The following is a 19000-nucleotide window of genomic DNA, read 5'->3' on the forward strand; positions in this document are numbered from 1 at the left end:
CCCCCGGCCGCAGGTAGGGAAAACCCCCGCCCGTAGACGCCGACTCACCTCATGGTCCGGCGGGCCGCCGCACGGAAGCCTGGGACACGTACCGCCCGCTCCCCCTCTCCCTCGTACGACTCGTAGAGAAGGACCCCCGTGATGGCCTCCCCCCGACTCCCCGCCGCGATCCGCGCGCCGTTCGAGGCCCGCACCTGGCGTGCCCTGGTCTACGTGCTGATCGGGCTGCCGCTCGGTGTCGTCTGGTTCGCGCTCTCCGTCTCCTTCGTCTCGGCAGGCGTCGGGCTGCTCATCACCTTCCTCGGTGTGCCGATCCTGGCCGGGGCGCTCGCGATGTGCCGGGGCTTCGGCGCGGTCGAGCGGGCCAGGGCGCGCGGGCTGCTCGGACTCGACGTCCGGCCGCCCGAGCCCGTGCGGGGCCGGACCGGCGGGGCGTTCTCCTGGATGGGGGCCATGCTGAAGAGCGGGGCGTCGTGGCGGCACCTGCTGTACGCGGTCGTGCACATGCCGTGGGCGGTGTTCTCGTTCACGGTGACGGTGACGTTCTGGGCGACGGGCTGGGGCCTCTTCCTGTATCCGCTGTGGCAGTGGGTGTTCCCCGCGTACCTGGGGCAGGACGGCATGCAGCTGTACGGCGACGGTTCCCACGACCTCTACCTCGACTCGCCCTTCGAGATCGCCGTGACCAGCGCCGTCGGGCTGTTGCTCGTGATGGTCGGGCCGTGGCTGCTGCGCGGTCTCGTCGCCGTCGACCGGGTCCTCGTCTCGGGGCTGCTCGGCCCGTCCCGGCTGGCCACGCGGGTGACCGAGCTGGAGTCGGACCGGGGTGTCGTCGTCGACACCGCCGCCGCCGACCTGCGGCGCATCGAGCGGGCCCTGCACGACGGCGCTCAGGCCCGGCTCGCCGCGCTGGCCATGGACCTGGGGCTCGCGAAGGAGAAGCTCGCGGCGGACCCGAAGGCGGCGGCGGTGCTGGTCGACGAGGCGCACGGCGAGGTGAAGCTCGCGCTCCGGGAGCTGCGGGACCTCGCCAGGGGCATTCACCCGGCGGTCCTCACCGACCGCGGTCTCGACGCGGCGCTCTCCGCGGTCGCCTCGCGGTGCGCGGTCCCGGTGTCGGTGGACGTGGACCTGCCGGCCCGGCCGCTGCCGGCGATCGAGGGGATCGCCTACTTCACGGTGTCGGAGCTGCTCCGGAACGTCACGGAGCACGCGGGCGCCCGGCGCGCCCGGGTGGACGTGTGGCGGGCGGGTGACCGGCTGATGGTGCGGGTCAAGGATGACGGGGTCGGAGGGGCGGAGTCCCTGGCGGGCCGGAGCCTGGCGGGTCTGACGGAGCGGGTGGGCGCGGTCGACGGAGTGCTCGCGGTGGATTCGCCCGCGGGCGGGCCGACGACGGTCACGGCGGAGCTGCCGTGGCGGGCGTAGCCCGCGGGAAGCCCGGAGTGAGCAGGGGGCTGCCGGAGCCCGAGTGAGCATGGGGCCGCCGGAACCCGGGGCGAGCGCGGGGCGCCCAGGCGGCGTCGCCACCCGGCACGCCCGGCGCCCGCCCCAAGCGATCGGCAGAGGTTCCCACGTCCGGGGCGTCGGCCTGCGATGCTGAAGGCCGTATCGGTGGACCGGGGACATGGGGGCTGGTTGTGCAAGGCGTGGCGGAGCGGGTTCGGGTGGTCATCGCCGAGGATTCCGTACTGCTCAGGGAGGGACTGACCCGGCTCCTGACCGATCTGGGGCACGAGGTCGTGGCCGGTGTCGGGGACGGTGAGGCGCTCGTCGAGACCGTGGCCGGGCTCGCGGGCCAGGGTGCTCTGCCGGACGTCGTGGTCGCGGACGTACGGATGCCGCCCACGCACACGGACGAGGGCGTGCGGGCGGCGGTGCGGCTGCGCAAGGAGTATCCGGGGCTCGGCGTGCTGGTCCTCTCGCAGTATGTGGAGGAGCAGTACGCCACCGAACTCCTGGCCGGTTCCAGCCGGGGTGTGGGGTATCTGCTGAAGGACCGGGTGGCGGAGGTCCGTGAGTTCGTGGAAGCGGTCGTACGGGTCGCCGGCGGCGGTACGGCGCTGGATCCGGAGGTCGTGCAGCAGCTGCTCGGCCGGAGCCGTCAGCAGGACGTGCTGGCGAACCTCACTCCGCGCGAGCGGGAGGTCCTCGGCCTGATGGCGGAGGGCCGGACGAACTCGGCGATCGCGAAAGCGCTGGTCGTGAGCGACGGCGCGGTGGAGAAGCACATCAGCAACATCTTCCTGAAGCTGGGGCTCTCGCCGAGTGACGGCGATCATCGTCGGGTACTCGCAGTGTTGACGTATCTGAGATCCTGATGATCTGACACCCTGTCAGGTGACCTGGAGGACGGAAGGCCGGCTGTCGGCACCCCGGGGCCCCCGGGCCCCCGGAGGGGACGGAATCCGGCATTCCGGAAATCCGGGTGGCGACAGAACGTGACAATTCAGGGCAAGAGGGCGTCTCAAAAAGAGGTCCACTATGCGAGAAGTCCCGGGAGGGCCCCCCTTACCGTCGTAGGGTGGGCACGGGACGGACGGTGATCGGCCGACCGCAGCCCGAGCCTTCTCCCGCCTCCGGCGGAGAGTCCCCTTGCCGCGAGGGAGGTCCAGTTCAGTGACCAGCCAGGTCAGTAGCGAGGCCGGTGAGGCCCTGCTCGGGGAGCAGCGCAGCGCCCCGGCCAAGCCGCACCACGGTACAGAGAAGGAAGTACGCCGGCTCGACCGGGTGATCATCCGCTTCGCGGGTGACTCCGGTGACGGCATGCAGCTGACAGGTGACAGGTTCACCTCGGAGACGGCGTCCTTCGGGAACGACCTCTCCACGCTGCCGAACTTCCCCGCCGAGATCCGGGCACCCGCCGGAACCCTGCCGGGCGTCTCCTCCTTCCAGCTGCACTTCGCCGACCACGACATCCTGACCCCCGGTGACGCCCCGAACGTGCTGGTCGCGATGAACCCCGCCGCCCTCAAGGCGAACATCGGGGACGTGCCGCGCGGTGGCGAGATCATCGTGAACACCGACGAGTTCGCCAAGCGCGCCATGGCCAAGGTCGGCTACGAGACGTCCCCCCTGGAGGACGGCTCGCTGGACGCCTACCGGGTCCACCCGGTGCCGCTCACCACGCTCACCGTGGAGGCCCTCAAGGACTTCGGCCTGTCCCGGAAGGAGGCCGAGCGCTCCAAGAACATGTTCGCGCTCGGCCTGCTGTCCTGGATGTACCACCGGCCGACCGAGGGCACCGAGAACTTCCTGCGCCAGAAGTTCGCGAAGAAGCCCCAGATCGCCGAGGCCAACGTGGCCGCCTTCCGGGCCGGCTGGAACTTCGGCGAGACCACCGAGGACTTCGCCGTCTCCTACGAGGTCGCCCCGGCGACCCGCGCCTTCCCCGCCGGCACCTACCGGAACATCTCGGGGAACCTCGCCCTCTCGTACGGGCTGATCGCCGCGGGCCGGCAGGCGGACCTGCCGCTCTACCTCGGCTCGTACCCCATCACCCCGGCCTCGGACATCCTCCACGAGCTGTCCAAGCACAAGAACTTCGGCGTGCGCACCTTCCAGGCCGAGGACGAGATCGCCGGCATCGGCGCCGCGCTCGGCGCGGCCTTCGGCGGCTCGCTCGCCGTGACCACCACCTCCGGCCCCGGCGTGGCGCTGAAGTCGGAGACGATCGGGCTCGCGGTCTCCCTGGAGCTGCCGCTGCTCATCGTCGACATCCAGCGGGGCGGCCCGTCGACCGGCCTGCCCACCAAGACCGAGCAGGCCGACCTCCTCCAGGCCATGTACGGCCGCAACGGCGAGGCGCCGGTGCCGGTCGTCGCCCCCAGGACGCCCGCCGACTGCTTCGACGCGGCCGTCGAGGCGGCCCGGATCGCCCTCACCTACCGCACACCGGTCTTCCTGCTCTCCGACGGCTACCTCGCCAACGGCTCCGAGCCCTGGCGCGTCCCGGACGTCGGGGACCTCCCCGACCTGAGGACCCAGTTCGCCACCGGCCCGAACCACACGCTCGACGACGGCACCGAGGTCTTCTGGCCGTACAAGCGCGACCCCGAGACCCTGGCCCGCCCCTGGGCCCTGCCCGGCACCCCCGGCCTCGAACACCGCATCGGCGGCATCGAGAAGCAGGACGGCACCGGCAACATCTCGTACGACCCCGCCAACCACGAGTTCATGGTCCGCACCCGGCAGGCCAAGATCGACGGCATCGACGTCCCCGAAATCGAGGTCGACGACCCGGACGGCGCCGACACCCTGGTCCTCGGCTGGGGCTCCACCTACGGGCCGATCACCGCGGCCGTCCGCCGCCTCAGGGTCGCGGGCAAGCCCATCGCCCAGGCCCACCTGCGTCACCTCAACCCGTTCCCGAAGAACCTCGGCGAGGTGCTGAAGCGGTACGAGAAGGTCGTCATCCCCGAGATGAACCTCGGCCAGCTCGCCACCCTCGTCCGGGCGAAGTACCTCGTCGACGCCCGGAGCCACACCCAGGTCAACGGCATGCCGTTCAAGGCCGAGCAGCTCGCCGCCGCCCTCAAGGAGGCCATCGATGCCTGAGCCCCTCCTCCACCTGGTGCCCAAGGCCGAGGCCCAGCAGTCCATGAAGGACTTCAAGTCCGACCAGGAGGTCCGCTGGTGCCCGGGCTGCGGTGACTACGCGGTCCTCGCCGCCGTCCAGGGCTTCATGCCCGAGCTCGGACTGGCGAAGGAGAACATCGTCTTCGTCTCCGGCATCGGCTGCTCCTCCCGCTTCCCGTACTACATGAACACCTACGGGATGCACTCGATCCACGGCCGCGCCCCGGCCATCGCCACCGGCCTCGCCACCTCCCGCCGCGACCTGTCCGTCTGGGTCGTCACGGGCGACGGCGACGCGCTGTCCATCGGCGGCAACCACCTCATCCACGCGCTCCGCCGCAACGTCAACCTGAAGATCCTGCTCTTCAACAACCGGATCTACGGGCTGACCAAGGGCCAGTACAGCCCCACCTCCGAGGTCGGCAAGATCACCAAGTCGACCCCGATGGGCTCGCTCGACGCCCCCTTCAACCCGGTGTCGCTCGCGCTCGGCGCGGAGGCGTCCTTCGTGGCCCGCACGGTCGACTCCGACCGCAAGCACCTCACCGAGGTGCTGCGGCAGGCCGCCGACCACAACGGCACGGCCCTCGTCGAGATCTACCAGAACTGCAACATCTTCAACGACGGCGCCTTCGAGGTCCTCAAGGACAAGGACCAGGCCAAGGAGGCGGTCATCCGCCTCGAACACGGGCGGCCGATCCGCTTCGGCGCCGAGGACGAGAAGGGCGTCGTCCGCGACCCGGCCACCGGCGACCTCCAGGTCGTCACGGTCACCCCCGAGAACGAGTCGCGGATCCTCGTCCACGACGCCCACGCCACCACCCCGACCACCGCCTTCGCGCTCTCCCGGCTCGCCGACCCGGACACCCTCCACCAGACGCCCATCGGGGTGTTCCGCTCGGTGGACCGGCCGGTGTACGACACGCTCATGGCCGACCAGCTGGAGACGGCGGTGGAGCGGTACGGCAAGGGCGACCTGGGGCAGCTCCTGGCCGGGAACGACACCTGGACGGTCGTCGGCTAGCACGCGCGCGTACGAGGGGCCCGGGCCGTACATCCGTACGGACCGGGCCCTCTCTCACGCCCCCGCGACCGCCGCCTTCTCGAACTCCCCCAGGAAACGGGGCACTCCGTCCTTCACCTGCCAGAGGAAGAGTCCGGCGAGGGCCGCGGCACTGGTGTCCCTGCCCGTGGACGAGTACGTCCTGACGAGCCCCCGGTACGACTCCTGTCGCAGACCGTTCGCCACCCCGGCCGCCTCCGACTCCGCGTGGTTCCTGACCGCCGCGCCCAGCGCCTGGATCCCCCAGTTGACCGCGTCGAACGCCTCCGTGGCGTACGGCTCGACGGGCGCCGTAGGGGCGATCCCCCAGCGCTTGCGGTACACGGCGGCGAAGGCCTTCGCCGCCGGGATCCCGTCGGGGTCGGCGTAGGCCGTGCCGAAGTACCAGCCCTCGGCCGCGGGTCCCGCGAGTGTGAGGAACTCCGGCCGGAGGGCGAGTTCGACGGTGCCTCGCCACCCCTCGTACCCCTGGTCGTGCAGGGCCCTGGCGCAGAGGGCGGCCCGCCGCGGCGATGTACCCACGTACATCACACCCTGGGGGTCGGTGGCGAGGGCGGTCCGCACGGCGGACGCGAAGTCCTCGCTGCCCGCCTCGACGGGATGCGAGGTCACCCTGCCGCCGACGGCCTCCCCCGGCGGGGTGTCCTTGATGCTCTTGACCGCGAACCAGGTGTACCGGCCGCCGGCGCGGTCCTCCACGAGGGCGGTCCTGCGGACCCCGCGCTCGGCGAGGAAACGTACGAAGGGAATGATCAGGGAGTCGGGGGAGGCGCGGGACTCGAAGTAGGTCTTCCTGATGGTCTGCCCCTTCACCGTGCTGCCGACCGGGACCGAGGCGAAGACGCTCACCATGGGCACCGACCGGTCGACGAGTTCGGCCATCGCGGCGAGGACGCTGTCCGCCGTCGCCGGGCCGAAGACACCGATCAGGTTCTCGTCCCTGAGCAGGGTGCGGGCGGCGGTCGTGGCCCGGGCCGCGGTCCCCCCGTCGTCCATGACGCGCAGGACGAGGTCGACCGGACGGTCCCCGCGTGCGTTGTAGGTCTCCACGGCCAGCCGCGCCGCACGCTCATGGGCCAGGCCGTACGCCTTGGAGGGGCCGCTGAGGTCGGTGAGCAGACCGAGGGTGTAGGCGGGGAGCGGGGCCCCGGTGCCTCCCATGCCGCCGACCGTGCCCACGCCGTTCTCCGACGGCCCGCGGCTCAGGAGCCAGGCGGTCAGGCCGCCCGCACCCGCCACGGCCGCCGCGGAGCCGCCCATCAGGAGCCTGCGCCGCGAAAGCCCTTGATGCGGTGGGGAGTTCACGAGCACCGTGGGCTCGGCGACCGGCAGTTCCAGGACCCGCGAGGAGCGCCGGGCGATCAGGGCGGGCAGGCCGGGCGGCAGCCAGTCCCCCGCCGGCCCCTCGGCCTCCCCCAGGGCGGCCCGCACCCGCGCCGCCGTCGGCCGGTCCGCCGGATCCTTGGCCAGACAGGCCGCGACCAGCGGCAGGAGCGTTTCCGGTACGGCGGCGAGGTCGGGCTCCTCGTGGACGGTGCGGTAGACGACGGCCGCCACCCCACCCGTACCGAAGGGGCGCTCACCGGTCAGCGCGTACGCGAGGACGCACCCGAGCGAGAACACGTCGCTCGGCGGGCCGATTTCGCCGGCCCCGCCGACGCGGGCCTGTTCGGGAGCGAGGAAACCGGGGGTACCGATCATCGCGTCGGTGGCGGTCAGCGCGGTCGCCCCTGCGGTCCTGGCGATGCCGAAGTCGATGAGCCGGGGCCCGTCGAGGGCGAGCAGGACGTTGCCCGGCTTGACGTCCCGGTGGACGAGCCCCGCCTCGTGCATGTCGCCGAGCGCGGACGCGAGCCGGGCGCCCAGGGCCCGTACCGTCGGCTCGGGCAGGGCTCCGTGCGCGGCGACGGCCTCGGCGAGGGAGGGCCCCGGCACGTACTCGGTCGCCAGCCACGGCTCCCGCGCCTCCGGGTCGGCGCCGAGGACGCGGACGACCCAGCGGCCGGTGATCCGCTCCGCGGCACGTGCCTCGCGGCGGAACCGCTCCCGGAATCCGGGGTCGGCGGCGTGCTCGGCCCGGATCAGCTTGAGCGCGACGAGCGCGCCGCCGCCGGACCGGGCGAGGTACACCACGCCCATGCCGCCGGCGCCGAGCCGGCCGAGGAGCCGGTGGCCCGCGATCGAGGACGGGTCGGCCTTACGGAGTGGCTGCACGGTCAGGCCTTCCGCTTCCCCTTGTCCGCCGGGACGACGGGTGCGGGGCCGATCACCTTGTAGGCGCCGTTCTGCACGGCGTGCACGAAGGTCCCGCCGTTGGTGAGGTCACCGCTCTCGTCGAAGGTGTAACCACCCATGACACCCGTGTACTTCTGCTTCCTCAGCGCCTGCCAGAGCCCCTTGCGGGCCGGGCCCCCGCCCGCCTTCGCGCGCCGGGCGAGCTCGTCCAGGGTCATGGTGACGACGTCGTACGACTCCCCCGTGTAGTACGCGGGGGCGGCCCCGAACCGCTTGCGGTGGGCCGCGACGAAGCCGGCGGCCTCCTTGCGGGAGACGGCGTCGAGCACGGGGGCGCCGAAGAACCAGCCCTCCGCGTCGGCACCGGCCTCCTTCAGGAAGGCCGGCCCGAAGGCGTGCTGACCGGCGAACCGGGGGCCTGTGAAGCGCAGTTCGTTGAGCGCGCGGGCCGCGAGGACGGCGGTCTCCCGGACTCCGCAGTGGACGTAGGCGTCCATGCCGGCGTCGATCATCTCGCCCAGGACCGAACGGTAGTCGCGCGCGATGGCCGGGACCACGCGGAAGTGGGGCGTGAGACCGGCCTGCCCGAAGGCGAAGTGGGCACCCCGGACGAGCTGCCAGCTGTACGCGTCGTCGGTGCGGTCCTGGAGGACTCCGGGTCTGCGGATGGCCGACAGGAGCGTGACCGCGTAGGCCAGGTGCATCCCGGCGAAGGGGTGGTGCGGGATCGCCCGCAGCACGGTGGTGTTCGGTGCGCTCTCCGCGTCCCGGACGGTGAGGAGGTTGAACCCGGCGGAGACCGTGATCAGCGGAAGACCGGACTCCTCGAAGGCAGGAAGGGCGGCCTGCCCGACGTCGTCCGACGTGGGACCGAGGACGGCGAGCACGCCCGGGTCGGTGGTGAGCCTGCCGGCCGCCTCCAGGGCCGTGGCCCGGTCGCCGCGTTCGTCGGAGACCTTGAGTTCGAGCGTGAACGGCTTGTCCTTGCGGGCGTTGAACCGCTCGACGGCGAGGCGCGCGCCGCGCTCCTGGGCGAGGCCGATCTCCTTCCCCGGCCCCGAGAGGTCGGCGAGGACGCCGATCTTCCAGGTGGTGCGGGGCGGCGCGGGCTTCTTGCCGTCCACCTCACCGTCGGTCTCGTCGTCCTTGAGTCCCGCCCACGCGGCGAAGGAACCCCCGCCGACGGCGAGGACGGCGGCGCCGGAGGCGAGGAGCAGGAAGCCGCGACGGCTGCGCCGGGGCGGTTCCGCCGGCCCGGTGCCCGCCCCGGTCGCGTCGATCTCGGGGAGGGCGAGCATCCGGGCGGAGCGTTCGGCGATGGTCCGGACGACGGGGGCGGGCAGCCATTCGGCGCCGCCGGCGGGGCTGTCCTCGGTGAGCCGGACGCCGATCTCCGCGGCCGTGGGCCGGGCGGCCGGATCCTTGGCCAGGCAGGCCCTGACGAGGTCGAGCAGCCCTTCGGGTACGCCGGTGAGGTCGGGTTCGTCGTGGACGGTCCGGTACATCAGGGCGTCCACGGCGCCGGTGCCGAAGGGCGGGCGGCCGGTCGCCGCGTACGCGAGGAGGCAGCCGAGCGCGAAGACGTCGGCGGGCGGGCCGATGGCGTCGGTGCGGGCCTCGGCCTGCTCGGGCGCGAGGAAGCCGGGGGTGCCGACGACCATGTCGGTGGCGGTGAGGGCGGTCTCGCCGGTGGCGCGGGCGATGCCGAAGTCGATGAGACGGGGCCCGTCGACGGCGAGGAGGACGTTGCCCGGCTTGACGTCCCGGTGGACGAGTCCGGCCGCGTGCACGGCGGACAGCGCGCGGGCGACGGCCCAGCCGAGGAGGCGGACGCTCCGCTCGGGCAGCGCGCCGTGCGCGGTGACGGCCTCGCCGAGGGAGGGGCCCGCGACGAAGGCGGTGGCCATCCAGGGTTCGGGGGCGTCCGGGTCGGCGCCGGTGACGGGGACGGCCCAGGGGCTGGAGACCCGGCGGGCGGCCTCGACCTCGCGGCGGAACCGGGCCCGGAAGTCGGGCTGGTCGGCCTGGTCGGCGTGGGTGACCTTGACGGCGGCGAGCTCGCCGTTCTCCGTACGGCCCAGATAGACGACGCCCATGCCGCCGGCACCGAGCCGGCCGAGGAGCCGGTAGCCGGCGATGACGGACGGATCGGCGGGCAGGAGGGGCTGGAGGGCGCCGGGCTCGGGAACGCGGCGGGGCTCGGGGACAGAGGCCGAAGGGCCAGTTGGCCCAGTGGGGTCGACGGGCCCAGTGGGGTCGACGGGCCCAGTGGGGTCGACGGGGCTCATGACTTGACCTCCAGTTCGTCCTCGGCGCGTTGGAGCATCGTGACGAGGGCCTGGACCTGGGACGTGACCGTGCCGACCGTGCCGGTCCCCTCCTGCTCGCTGTAGCCGGGCGCGCCCTTGACGACGGTGGCGACGGTGACCTGGCCGATCCGCGACTGGTACCAGCCGTAGAACTGCTTCCCCTTCACCGCGTCGTTGAGGTAGGTCCCGCGCTCTCCGAGGGAGTCGTGGGCGGTGAAGTTGCCTCCGGTGCCGAAGGGGTTGCCGAGCGAGATGAGGCCGGAGATCCGCTCGCCGTCGCGCAGCTTCTGGTCGGGGCAGCGGAGCGCCTCCTCCAGGGTCCCTGCCATCTCCCAGTCGGCGTCGGCCTCCGTGCGGTGCACGGTGACGGTGGCGGCGACCCGGAGGTTCCCGAGGGCGCCGTCGGCGGGGATCTCGCTGTAGGCGGTGACGCTGTGGAGGACGGTGGCGGGCCGCGTGCCGGTCCCCCAGGAGCAGTCGGCACCGAGCACCGGCCAGTAGGCCGGGTCGCTGAGGTGCGGGGTGCGCTTCACGTAGTCCGGGCCCCAGGCGTCGGGTCCCGCGACGACGGCGAGGGCGATCCGCCTGGCGTCGGCCTCGGTCTTCGGCGCGCGCTTCGGGTCGGGGACGAAGGGGAGGGCGGTGGGCACCGGGGACGCCGTGGTCGGGTCGGGCGTGGTCGGGGACGCCTTGGTCGGGGCGGCCGACGTGCTCGTACTCCCCTTGCCGTCGGGTCTCCTCCCGTCGTCACCCCCGTCGGAACAGCCCGTCAGGACCACCCCGCCCAGCATCCCGCCCACCACCACGGCACGGCAGACACGCTGAAGCTTCCGCTCCCCGTACACCACAGTCCCCCCACGGTCCCTCACGGTTTCCCCACGAACGGTGAGCCGATCGTACGGCCCGGGACTGACAACTCGCCCCGGTTACAGCGTCATTGGGACGGATCCGTGGCATTCTCGCGACGCGCCTGGTCGTACCGCGCGCGGGCCTCCTCGACCTCCGGGACCCGGCTGTCGGTCCAGCGGGCGAGCTCCGAGACCTGCCGGGCGGCCTCCTCGCCCAGGGCGGTGAGGCTGTAGTCGACGTGGGGCGGGATGACGGGCCTGGCGACGCGCAGGACGAAGCCGTCGCGCTCCAGGGCCTGGAGCGTCTGCGTGAGCATCTTCTCGCTGACGCCGCCGACCCTCCGGCGCAGCTCACTGAAGCGGTACGAGCGCTCCAGCAGCGCGATCAGGATCAGGACGCCCCAGCGGCTGGTGACGTGCTCCAGGACGAGGCGGGCCGGGCACACGCCGCCGACGACGTCCGTGAACAGCGCCTTCGGCTTCTCGCTCATCTCACTTACTCCCATACCAGTACCTTACTTCAAAGTGGGTACTTTCTAAATGACAGCGCCCCTCGTACGGTGAGTACCGGTGAGTGCACCGCCCACCGCACCCCCACGGGAGAAGGAAGCACCATGAGCATCGTCGTCACCGGAGCCACCGGAGCCCTCGGCCGTCTCGTCATCGACGCCCTCCTCACAGGCGTCCCCGCCGCGTCCGTCACCGCCGTCGTACGGAACAAGGAGAAGGCCGCCGACCTCGCGGAGCGCGGTGTCGAGCTGCGGATCGCCGACTACAGCCGTCCCGAGACCCTGGCGGACGCCTTCGAGGCCGGCGAGCGGGTGCTCCTGATCTCCGGCAGCGAGGTCGGACAGCGCGTCGCCCAGCACACCGCCGTGATCGACGCGGCCAAGGCGGCGGGCGTCGCCCAGCTCGCGTACACCGGTGTCCTCGGCGGCGACGAGGCCGACTTCGACCTGGCCGCCGAGCACAAGGAGACCGAGCGGCTGATCCTCGCCTCCGGCCTGCCGTACACCTTCCTGCGCAACGGCTGGTACTCCGAGAACTACACCGCCAACCTCGCCCCCGTCCTCGCCCACGGCGCCGTCGTCTCCAACGCGGGCGAGGGCCGGATCGCCTCCGCCAGCCGCGCCGACTACGCCGCCGCCGCGGCCGCCGTCCTGACCGGCCCCGCCGAGGAGCACCTGAACCGGGCGTACGAGCTGAGCGGCGATACCGCCTGGTCGCTCGCCGAGTACGCGGCCGAGGTCGCCGCCCAGTCCGGCCGGGAGATCGCGTACAGCAGCGTCCCCGCCGAGACCCACCTCGCGATCCTCACCGGCGCCGGCGTCCCCGCCCCCTTCGCCGAGATCCTGGTCGACGTCGACCGGGCCGTCGAGCACGGCGCGCTCGCCCGGCAGACCGGCGACCTGAACCGCCTGATCGGCCGCCCCACCACCCCGATCGCCGTGTCGATCAAGGAAGCGCTGAACGCCTCCTGAGCGTCATGACCGTATCGCGGTACGGACATGACAAGCCACCCTGTGCGGCGCTACCTTCGACAGGACAGCGCGACACAGGGCGGGAGGTCCGGTGAAGACGGACGACACGGAGCGAGCGGGATTGCTCTACGGGATCGGCGCCTACGGCATGTGGGGACTGGTCCCGCTCTTCTGGCCGCTCCTCAGGCCCGCCGGGGCGATCGAGATCCTCGCCCACCGGATGGTGTGGTCCCTGGCCTTCGTCGGCCTCGCCCTGCTCGCCCTCCGCCGCTGGGGCTGGATACGCGAACTCCTCCGCAGCCCGCGCAAGCTCGGCCTGATCACCGTCGCCGCCACCGTCATCACGGTGAACTGGGGCCTCTACATCTGGTCCGTCAACACCGGCCACGTCGTCGAGGCCTCCCTCGGCTACTTCATCAACCCGCTCGTCACCATCGCCCTCGGCGTCCTCGTCCTCCAGGAACGGCTGCGCCCGGCGCAGTGGGCGGCGGTCGGCATCGGCTTCTCCGCCGTCCTCGTCCTGGCGGTCGGATACGGAGAGCCGCCCTGGATCTCCCTCACCCTCGCCTTCACCTTCGCCGCGTACGGCCTGGTGAAGAAGAAGGTCAACATCGGCGGCCTCGAATCGCTCGCAGCCGAGACCGCCGTCCAGTTCCTGCCCGCCCTCGGCTACCTCGTCTGGCTCGGCGGCCAGGGCGGCCTGGCCTTCGGCTCCCACGGCACCGGCCACACGCTCCTGCTCGCCGCCACCGGCATCGTCACGGCGGTCCCGCTCGTCTGCTTCGGGGCGGCGGCGATCCGCGTACCGCTGTCCACGCTCGGCCTCCTCCAGTACCTGGCGCCGACCTTCCAGTTCCTCCTCGGCATCCTCTACTTCCACGAGGCGATGCCGCCGGAGCGATGGGCCGGCTTCTCCCTCGTCTGGCTGGCCCTGACGATCCTCACCTGGGACGCCCTGCGCACCTCCCGCCGCAGCCGGGCGGCGGTCGAGAAGGCGAAGGGCGCGGCCGAGGCGGGCGCGGCCGGGACCGGTGCACCCGTGCCGCCCGCCACCGGACACGCCGGTGAAGAGACCGGGACCATGGCGGTTTCCACCCCTTCGGCCCAGCCGGGACGCTGACCGGGGGCGGAGGCGGCCCCGCCGTAGTTACGTCGGAGGTCCAGGCCCCCGAACCAGAGGGGCCCTTCCGAGTGGAGATGGCTCCATGGCGCAGCCCCTCGCCCTCTCGGTCGACTTCGGCCAGGGATTCACGGACGCATGGTCCGCCGTCGCCGAATTCGTGCCCAAGTTCATCGGTTTCCTCGCGATCCTGCTCATCGGCTGGTTCGTCGCCAAGATGATCGCCAAGGTCGCCGACCGGCTGCTGCGCCGCGTCGGCTTCGAGCGGATGGCCGAGCGCAGCGGCGTCTCGAACACCCTCAAGGGGTCGAAGTACGACGCCACCGGCATCATCGCCAAGATCCTCTACTACGCGGTCCTGCTGATCGCCCTCCAGCTGGCCTTCGGGGTCTTCGGGCCCAACCCGGTCAGCGTCATGATCAACGGGATCGTCGCCTGGCTGCCGAGGGCGATCGTCGCCTGCGTCATCGTCGTCGTCGCCATGGCCATCGCCCGCGCGGTACGGGACATCATCAGCGGCGCGCTGAGCCAGACGTCCTACGGCAAGGTCCTCGCCACGGCGGCCTGGGCGTTCATCGTCGGCCTCGGCGTGATCGCCGCGCTGAGCCAGGCGGGCATCGCGACCTCGGTGACCGGGCCGGTGCTCACGGCCGTGCTCGCGACGATCGCGGGTGTCGTCATCGTCGGCGTCGGCGGTGGTCTCATCACCCCGATGCGGGGACGCTGGGAGCGCTGGCTGTCGGCGGCCGAGGTCGAGACCGGGCGGGCCAAGGACCAGGTCGCGGCCTACCAGCGGGGCCGCGAGGACGCCCGGAGTGGAATGCCGGCGACGCAGGAGCGCATGGTGCGGGGCGAGGGGCAGGAGCCGATGGAGCGGCGTCCCGGTCAGGAACCTCCTCCGATGGACCCGATGTAGATCCAGGTACCGGATCCCGTCTCACACGGCCAGCAGGTCGTGCTCCCTGATCAGCCAGCAGACCGCCGTGAGGCGCAGGGTCGCGAAGTCGTGGCCGACGGGCTCGGTCCAGTCGACCTCGGAGAGCCAGTCGGTGAACCCGAGGACGTAGTCGGCGAGCTCCTCGCGCCGGAGCATCCGGCCCTCCGTCCCCCGCTGGGCGGGGATCAGGGCGTCGCACACGGCGGCGGCGTGCTGGTCGACGGCGGCCACGAGCCCCGGCTCGAAGGTGAACTCCGAGAGCCGGGGCATGTACGTGGCGACGACGCCGATCAGCGGGCAGCCGGGCGAAAGGTCCATCCCTCCACATTAGGTGCGGGTGAGGGCGTTCAGACCGTGACGTTCGTCGCAGGCCGCGGGACCTCCGAGGCCTCTGTGGCCTCTGTGGCCTCTGTGGCCTCCGGGATCCGCGGCGCGCGGGCCGCCCCGCCGCGTACCCCCGTCGCCGTGATCACGGCGCCGAGCACGACCATGACCAGCGGGACGACGAGCGCCGCACGGAAGCCGTCGAGGCCGCCGCCCGCCAGGCCGTACACCGCGGTGACCGCCGCGATGCCGACCGCCGAGCCGAACTGGGTCGCCGTCGTGAGCAGTCCGCCGGCGAGCCCCTGCTCCTCCTCGGCGATCCCCTCCGTACCGGCGATGGTGAGCGGCCCGTACGCCAGGGCGAACGCGAGCCCGGTCAGGAACAGCGTCGGGAACATCGCCGCGTACGACCAGTCCGGGCCGACCGGCAGGAACAGCGCGTAGGAGACGACGGCGAGGACGAAGCCGCCGAGGATCACCCTGGCGTTGCCGAACCGGGCCACGAGCCGCGGGGTGAGGGTCGGGGCGAGGACCGCGTCGACGCCCATCACGAGGAGGGCGAGCGCCGTCTGGAGCGACGACCAGCCGCGCAGCTCCTGGAGGTAGAGCGTGGCCACGAACTGGAAGCCGAAGAAGGAGCCGACGAAGAGCAGGGCGCCCAGGTCGGCGCGGACGAGCGAGGCCTTGCGGAGGATGCCGAGGCGGACGAGGGGGGCGGCGGCCCGGCGCTCGACGGCGACGAAGGCCGCGACGAGGAGGAGTCCGGCGGCGAGCACGGCGGCCGTGAGCTGCCAGCCGCTGAGCCCGTGCTCCAGACGGATGATGCCGTAGGCGAGGAGCAGCATGGCTCCGGCGGCGGTGAGCGCCCCGCCGAGGTCGAAGCCGCCCCGCACGGAACCCGAGCCCTTCACGCCGACCGAGTCCCCCGCCCCTGCCGAGTCCTTCGCACGGGCCGGGCGCGGCTCCTTCGGGACCAGGGCGATCGCGGCGGCCAGGATGGCGGCGGCGAGGAGGACCGGGGCGAAGAAGACCCAGCGCCAGCCGAGCTGGGTGAGCAGTCCGCCGATGACGAGCCCGAGCGAGAAGCCGCCGGCGGCGGTGCCGGCGAAGACCAGGAGCGCCTGGTTGCGCTGCGGGCCCTCCTCGTAGGACGTGGTGATGATCGACAGGGCGGCCGGGGTCATGAAGGCGGCGGCGACGCCCGTCACGAAGCGGGCCAGGATCAGGGTCCAGCCCTCGTCGGCGAGGCCGCCGAGGCCGGAGAAGAGCAGGAAGACGGTGAGCCAGCCGAGGAGCATCCGGCGCCGTCCGAGCAGGTCGGCGGCTCTGCCGCCGAGGAGCGTGAAGCCGGCGTAGCCGAGGACGTACGCGGACATGACCCAGGCGGCGGTGCCGGTGGTGAGGCCGAGGTCGGCGCGGACGGTGGGGACGGCGACGGCGAGCATGGCGACGTCGATGCCTTCGAGGAAGATCGTCCCGGAGAGGACGAGGAGCAGACTCCAGGCGCGTAGGGACACAACTGCCTCCAGGGCACGACGGATTGGGATGGCCGGTTACCGATCCGAGGGTCGGTTCCCTCTTGTAACCACCTGCATCCTGCGGGACCATCGGGTGCCATGGAAGAAGGCACTTTGAAGGAACCGAGTCACTGCGCGGGAACGTACGCAACGGAGGGCGACGCCGACCCCTTCCAGTGGGACACCCGGGAGGACTGCGAGGTGCGGCAGATCCTCGACCGGGTCGCCGACAAGTGGTCCCTCCTGGTCATCGCCCTCCTCGACCGCCGCGTCCTGCGCTTCACCGAGCTGAAGCGCGAGATCGACGGCGTCAGCCAGCGCATGCTGACCGTGACGCTGCGCCAGCTGGAGCGCGACGGCCTGGTGAAGCGCACGGTCCACCCGGTGGTGCCGCCGCGCGTCGACTACGAACTGACGGCTCTGGGGGGCACCTTGCACACCACGATCCGTTCCCTGGTCACCTGGACCGAGCGGCACCAGAACGAGATCGCGGCGGCACGGGAGGAGTACGACGCCAAGGAGGCGGCGACGGCGTCCTGAGGACGTCACGCGGGGAGGGCCACGGATAACCGGTGGTCCTCCCCGGGCGACTTCGCCCATCCTGGGGCCCATGGAAGAACGTAAGCCGGCCATCGATGAGCCGAAGTACCGGATCCGCGCGCTCCACACCGACCGTACGGTCACCGTCTACCAGGCGTACCGACCGGAGATCGGCCTGCCCGCGGCCCGCGAGGGCCGGTTTCCGGCCACCTGGAAGCGGGACCGGATGACGTGGATCAAGCCGTCGTTCCTGTGGATGATGTACCGCTCCGGCTGGGGGACGAAGGAGGGGCAGGAGACGGTCCTCGCCGTGGAGATCACCCGCGAGGGCTTCGAGTGGGCCCTGCGGAACGCCTGCCTCTCCCACTACGAGCGCGGGTTCCACCCCGACCAGGCCTCCTGGAAGCGGCAGTTGAGGGAGGCGCCGACGCGTGTCCAGTGGGACCCGGAGCGCGACCCGCAGCTCAGGGCACTCCCGTACCGCTCGCTGCAGCTCGGGCTTTCGGGCGAGGCCTCTCGCCGGTACGCGGACGAGTGGACGGTGTCGGTCAGCGACGTGACGCCACTCGCCCACGACGTGCGCGGCCTGGTCCGCTCGGGCGACCTGGAAGGCGCCCGCAGGCTGCTGCCGAACGAGGAGCCGTACCCGGAGCCCGCAGGCCTCCTGGACCACCTCCGCGTGCGGAGGGCACAGGAGCCCAGGCGGCCGCCGCCGTGACCGGGAAGCCCAGGCCGCCGGTGGCGGCTCAGACGCCCGACGGGTCGCGGGGCGCGCGCCGCATGGCCCACAGGGTCGGACCGCCGCCCGGCAGGCTCGCCTCGCCGAGGACGACGAAGCCGAAGTGCTCGTACACGGGGAGGTTGTCCGGCTTGGAGGACTCCAGGTAGACCGGCAGGCCTGCCACGTCGGCCTGAGCGAGGCCGGAGCGCAGCAGCGCGGATCCGTGGCCCTGCCCCCGGGCGGCAGGGTCGGCGCCGATGACCGCGAGGTACCAGTGGGGCTCCTGGGGCGAGTGCTCGGCGGCAGCCTCGACAGCCGCGCGGAAGAGACCGGCACGGTCACCGAGGATCTCCTGGAGCTCCTGGACGGTCTCCGCGTCGGGAACGGCCTTGTCCTGCCCCTCCGGCGCCACCCAGAAAGCGGCGGCGGCGTCGGTGCGCTCGCACACACCGTGCAGGCCGTACTGGCGGGCGAAGAGGGTGGTGAAGTACCGGCCGAGACCGGCCTCGCGCGAGGCGTCGTCGGGAAAGAACCAGCGCATCATCGGGTCGTCACGAAAGGCCCGGGCCAGCACGCCGCTGACCATCGGGGCGTCGTCGATTATTGCCGTTTTCGGGGTGTTCGACAGAGGCATAAGGTTCATTCTGCACCCCGGACGATCTTGAACAGTGGCGGGGTACGACCCAGCCGGACGGCACGACGGCCCCCGCCCATAAGGGCGGAGGGCGCTTCGTGACGCGGCCGGGGCGGGCTCCAGGGGCGGGCCGACTTCCCTGGCGCGGGTGGGACCGCCCTCTTTCCGAGAGTCGCTCCTTCCGGCGGTGCGTCAAGGGCGCTCCTGCGTCGCGTCGGCTTCGCCGATTCCGCTTCGCTCCACCCTTGACCCACCACCTCCAGGAGCGAAAGACCTCTCGGAGGGCGGTCCGGGGGCCGGGCCCCGCGAAGCCCCGGGCAGCGGCCAGGGGTTGGCGTGCGTCTGACGGTTAGCGGGTGGGGGCTTGGCTAGTGGTGACGGGCGGGCGGGTCCGTCGCGGTCGGTTCGGGGTGCGCGGAAGTTGAATGGGGCGGTCGGGCTCCGCTTAGCGGGTCGGGGAGGTGGGGTGGTTGGACTTCAGGCCCCGCTGGTGACTCTTGGTGGGTGGGAGAGGTAGATAACTCCGCCCTACCAGCGGTAACAGCCCCAGGAATCCCACCCAAAGGGTACAAGTAACCCATACCGGACCACCGAGAGAAGAGTTATCTACCGGCCACCACCCCAACCACCCACCCACAATGACCAGCGGGGCCTGAAGCCCAGCCACGCCGCCTCCGGGACTCGCTGAGCGCC

At 72.2% G+C, this 19000-nt stretch carries 16 protein-coding genes; 9 read left to right on the plus strand and 7 right to left on the minus strand.

Going from position 1 to position 19000, the window contains the following annotated elements:
- Window positions 1-141 precede the first annotated feature (141 nt).
- The 4 genes from ACIA8N_RS34910 (at window position 142) to ACIA8N_RS34925 (ending at window position 5602) form a co-directional block, all read left to right on the plus strand.
- Complete coding sequence (locus ACIA8N_RS34910) at window positions 142-1428, plus strand: sensor domain-containing protein (RefSeq protein ID WP_365784074.1); 1287 nt, start codon at window positions 142-144, stop codon at window positions 1426-1428.
- Window positions 1429-1649: 221 nt separating this feature from the next.
- Window positions 1650-2321: a response regulator transcription factor gene (locus ACIA8N_RS34915; RefSeq protein WP_365784072.1), complete on the plus strand. Its 672-nt coding sequence runs from the start codon at window positions 1650-1652 to the stop codon at window positions 2319-2321.
- 298 nt (window positions 2322-2619) lie between these two features.
- Window positions 2620-4557, plus strand: a complete 1938-nt coding sequence (locus tag ACIA8N_RS34920; RefSeq protein ID WP_365784070.1) for a 2-oxoacid:acceptor oxidoreductase subunit alpha — start codon at window positions 2620-2622, stop codon at window positions 4555-4557.
- A complete protein-coding gene (locus tag ACIA8N_RS34925; protein WP_365784068.1) occupies window positions 4550-5602 on the plus strand; it encodes a 2-oxoacid:ferredoxin oxidoreductase subunit beta in 1053 nt (350 codons plus the stop codon). The genes ACIA8N_RS34920 and ACIA8N_RS34925 overlap by 8 nt, the downstream gene beginning before the upstream one ends.
- Before the next feature lie 54 nt (window positions 5603-5656).
- On the opposite strand, the gene ACIA8N_RS34930 is transcribed toward ACIA8N_RS34925, so the two are convergent.
- The 4 genes from ACIA8N_RS34930 to ACIA8N_RS34945 form a co-directional block, all read right to left on the minus strand.
- Window positions 5657-7855 carry a bifunctional serine/threonine-protein kinase/ABC transporter substrate-binding protein gene (locus tag ACIA8N_RS34930; protein WP_365784066.1) on the minus strand — a complete coding sequence of 733 codons (2199 nt, stop codon included), beginning with the start codon at window positions 7853-7855 and terminating at the stop codon, window positions 5657-5659.
- A gap of 2 nt (window positions 7856-7857) precedes the next feature.
- On the minus strand, window positions 7858-10164 hold the full coding sequence (locus ACIA8N_RS34935) for a bifunctional serine/threonine-protein kinase/ABC transporter substrate-binding protein (protein ID WP_365784064.1): 2307 nt from the start codon (window positions 10162-10164) through the stop codon (window positions 7858-7860).
- Window positions 10161-10976 (minus strand): hypothetical protein, encoded by an 816-nt coding sequence (locus ACIA8N_RS34940; RefSeq protein WP_365784062.1) that lies wholly within the window; start codon window positions 10974-10976, stop codon window positions 10161-10163. The genes ACIA8N_RS34935 and ACIA8N_RS34940 overlap by 4 nt, the downstream gene beginning before the upstream one ends.
- A gap of 143 nt (window positions 10977-11119) precedes the next feature.
- Window positions 11120-11524 (minus strand): helix-turn-helix domain-containing protein, encoded by a 405-nt coding sequence (locus ACIA8N_RS34945; protein WP_365784060.1) that lies wholly within the window; start codon window positions 11522-11524, stop codon window positions 11120-11122.
- A 123-nt stretch (window positions 11525-11647) separates the two neighbouring features.
- On the opposite strand from ACIA8N_RS34945, the gene ACIA8N_RS34950 reads away from it, so the two are divergent.
- The 3 genes from ACIA8N_RS34950 to ACIA8N_RS34960 all read left to right on the plus strand — a co-directional run bounded on the left by ACIA8N_RS34950 (window position 11648) and on the right by ACIA8N_RS34960 (window position 14550).
- Window positions 11648-12514, plus strand: a complete 867-nt coding sequence (locus ACIA8N_RS34950; protein WP_365784058.1) for an SDR family oxidoreductase — start codon at window positions 11648-11650, stop codon at window positions 12512-12514.
- A 91-nt stretch (window positions 12515-12605) separates the two neighbouring features.
- Window positions 12606-13634 (plus strand): EamA family transporter RarD, encoded by a 1029-nt coding sequence (rarD, locus tag ACIA8N_RS34955; RefSeq protein ID WP_365784056.1) that lies wholly within the window; start codon window positions 12606-12608, stop codon window positions 13632-13634.
- Window positions 13635-13719: 85 nt separating this feature from the next.
- Window positions 13720-14550 carry a hypothetical protein gene (locus ACIA8N_RS34960; RefSeq protein WP_365784054.1) on the plus strand — a complete coding sequence of 277 codons (831 nt, stop codon included), beginning with the start codon at window positions 13720-13722 and terminating at the stop codon, window positions 14548-14550.
- 21 nt (window positions 14551-14571) lie between these two features.
- Here ACIA8N_RS34960 and ACIA8N_RS34965 read toward each other — a convergent pair whose 3' ends face one another.
- Together ACIA8N_RS34965 and ACIA8N_RS34970 are read right to left on the minus strand one after the other, a co-directional pair.
- The gene (locus ACIA8N_RS34965; protein ID WP_365784052.1) at window positions 14572-14889 is read right to left on the minus strand and encodes a DUF6401 family natural product biosynthesis protein; all 318 of its coding nucleotides are present in this window, start codon (window positions 14887-14889) and stop codon (window positions 14572-14574) included.
- A 29-nt stretch (window positions 14890-14918) separates the two neighbouring features.
- Window positions 14919-16412 (minus strand): MFS transporter, encoded by a 1494-nt coding sequence (locus ACIA8N_RS34970; RefSeq protein WP_365784050.1) that lies wholly within the window; start codon window positions 16410-16412, stop codon window positions 14919-14921.
- A gap of 99 nt (window positions 16413-16511) precedes the next feature.
- On the opposite strand from ACIA8N_RS34970, the gene ACIA8N_RS34975 reads away from it, so the two are divergent.
- Together ACIA8N_RS34975 and ACIA8N_RS34980 are read left to right on the plus strand one after the other, a co-directional pair.
- Window positions 16512-16952 carry a helix-turn-helix domain-containing protein gene (locus ACIA8N_RS34975; protein ID WP_365784048.1) on the plus strand — a complete coding sequence of 147 codons (441 nt, stop codon included), beginning with the start codon at window positions 16512-16514 and terminating at the stop codon, window positions 16950-16952.
- Window positions 16953-17022: 70 nt separating this feature from the next.
- Complete coding sequence (locus ACIA8N_RS34980) at window positions 17023-17670, plus strand: DUF4291 domain-containing protein (protein WP_399416882.1); 648 nt, start codon at window positions 17023-17025, stop codon at window positions 17668-17670.
- Window positions 17671-17698: 28 nt separating this feature from the next.
- On the opposite strand, the gene ACIA8N_RS34985 is transcribed toward ACIA8N_RS34980, so the two are convergent.
- A complete protein-coding gene (locus ACIA8N_RS34985) occupies window positions 17699-18307 on the minus strand; it encodes a GNAT family N-acetyltransferase (RefSeq protein WP_365784046.1) in 609 nt (202 codons plus the stop codon).
- Between the last annotated feature and the right edge of the window lie 693 nt (window positions 18308-19000).

It is taken from the genome of Streptomyces sp. NPDC051822 (genome assembly GCF_044452745.1).
GTDB lineage: Bacteria > Actinomycetota > Actinomycetes > Streptomycetales > Streptomycetaceae > Streptomyces.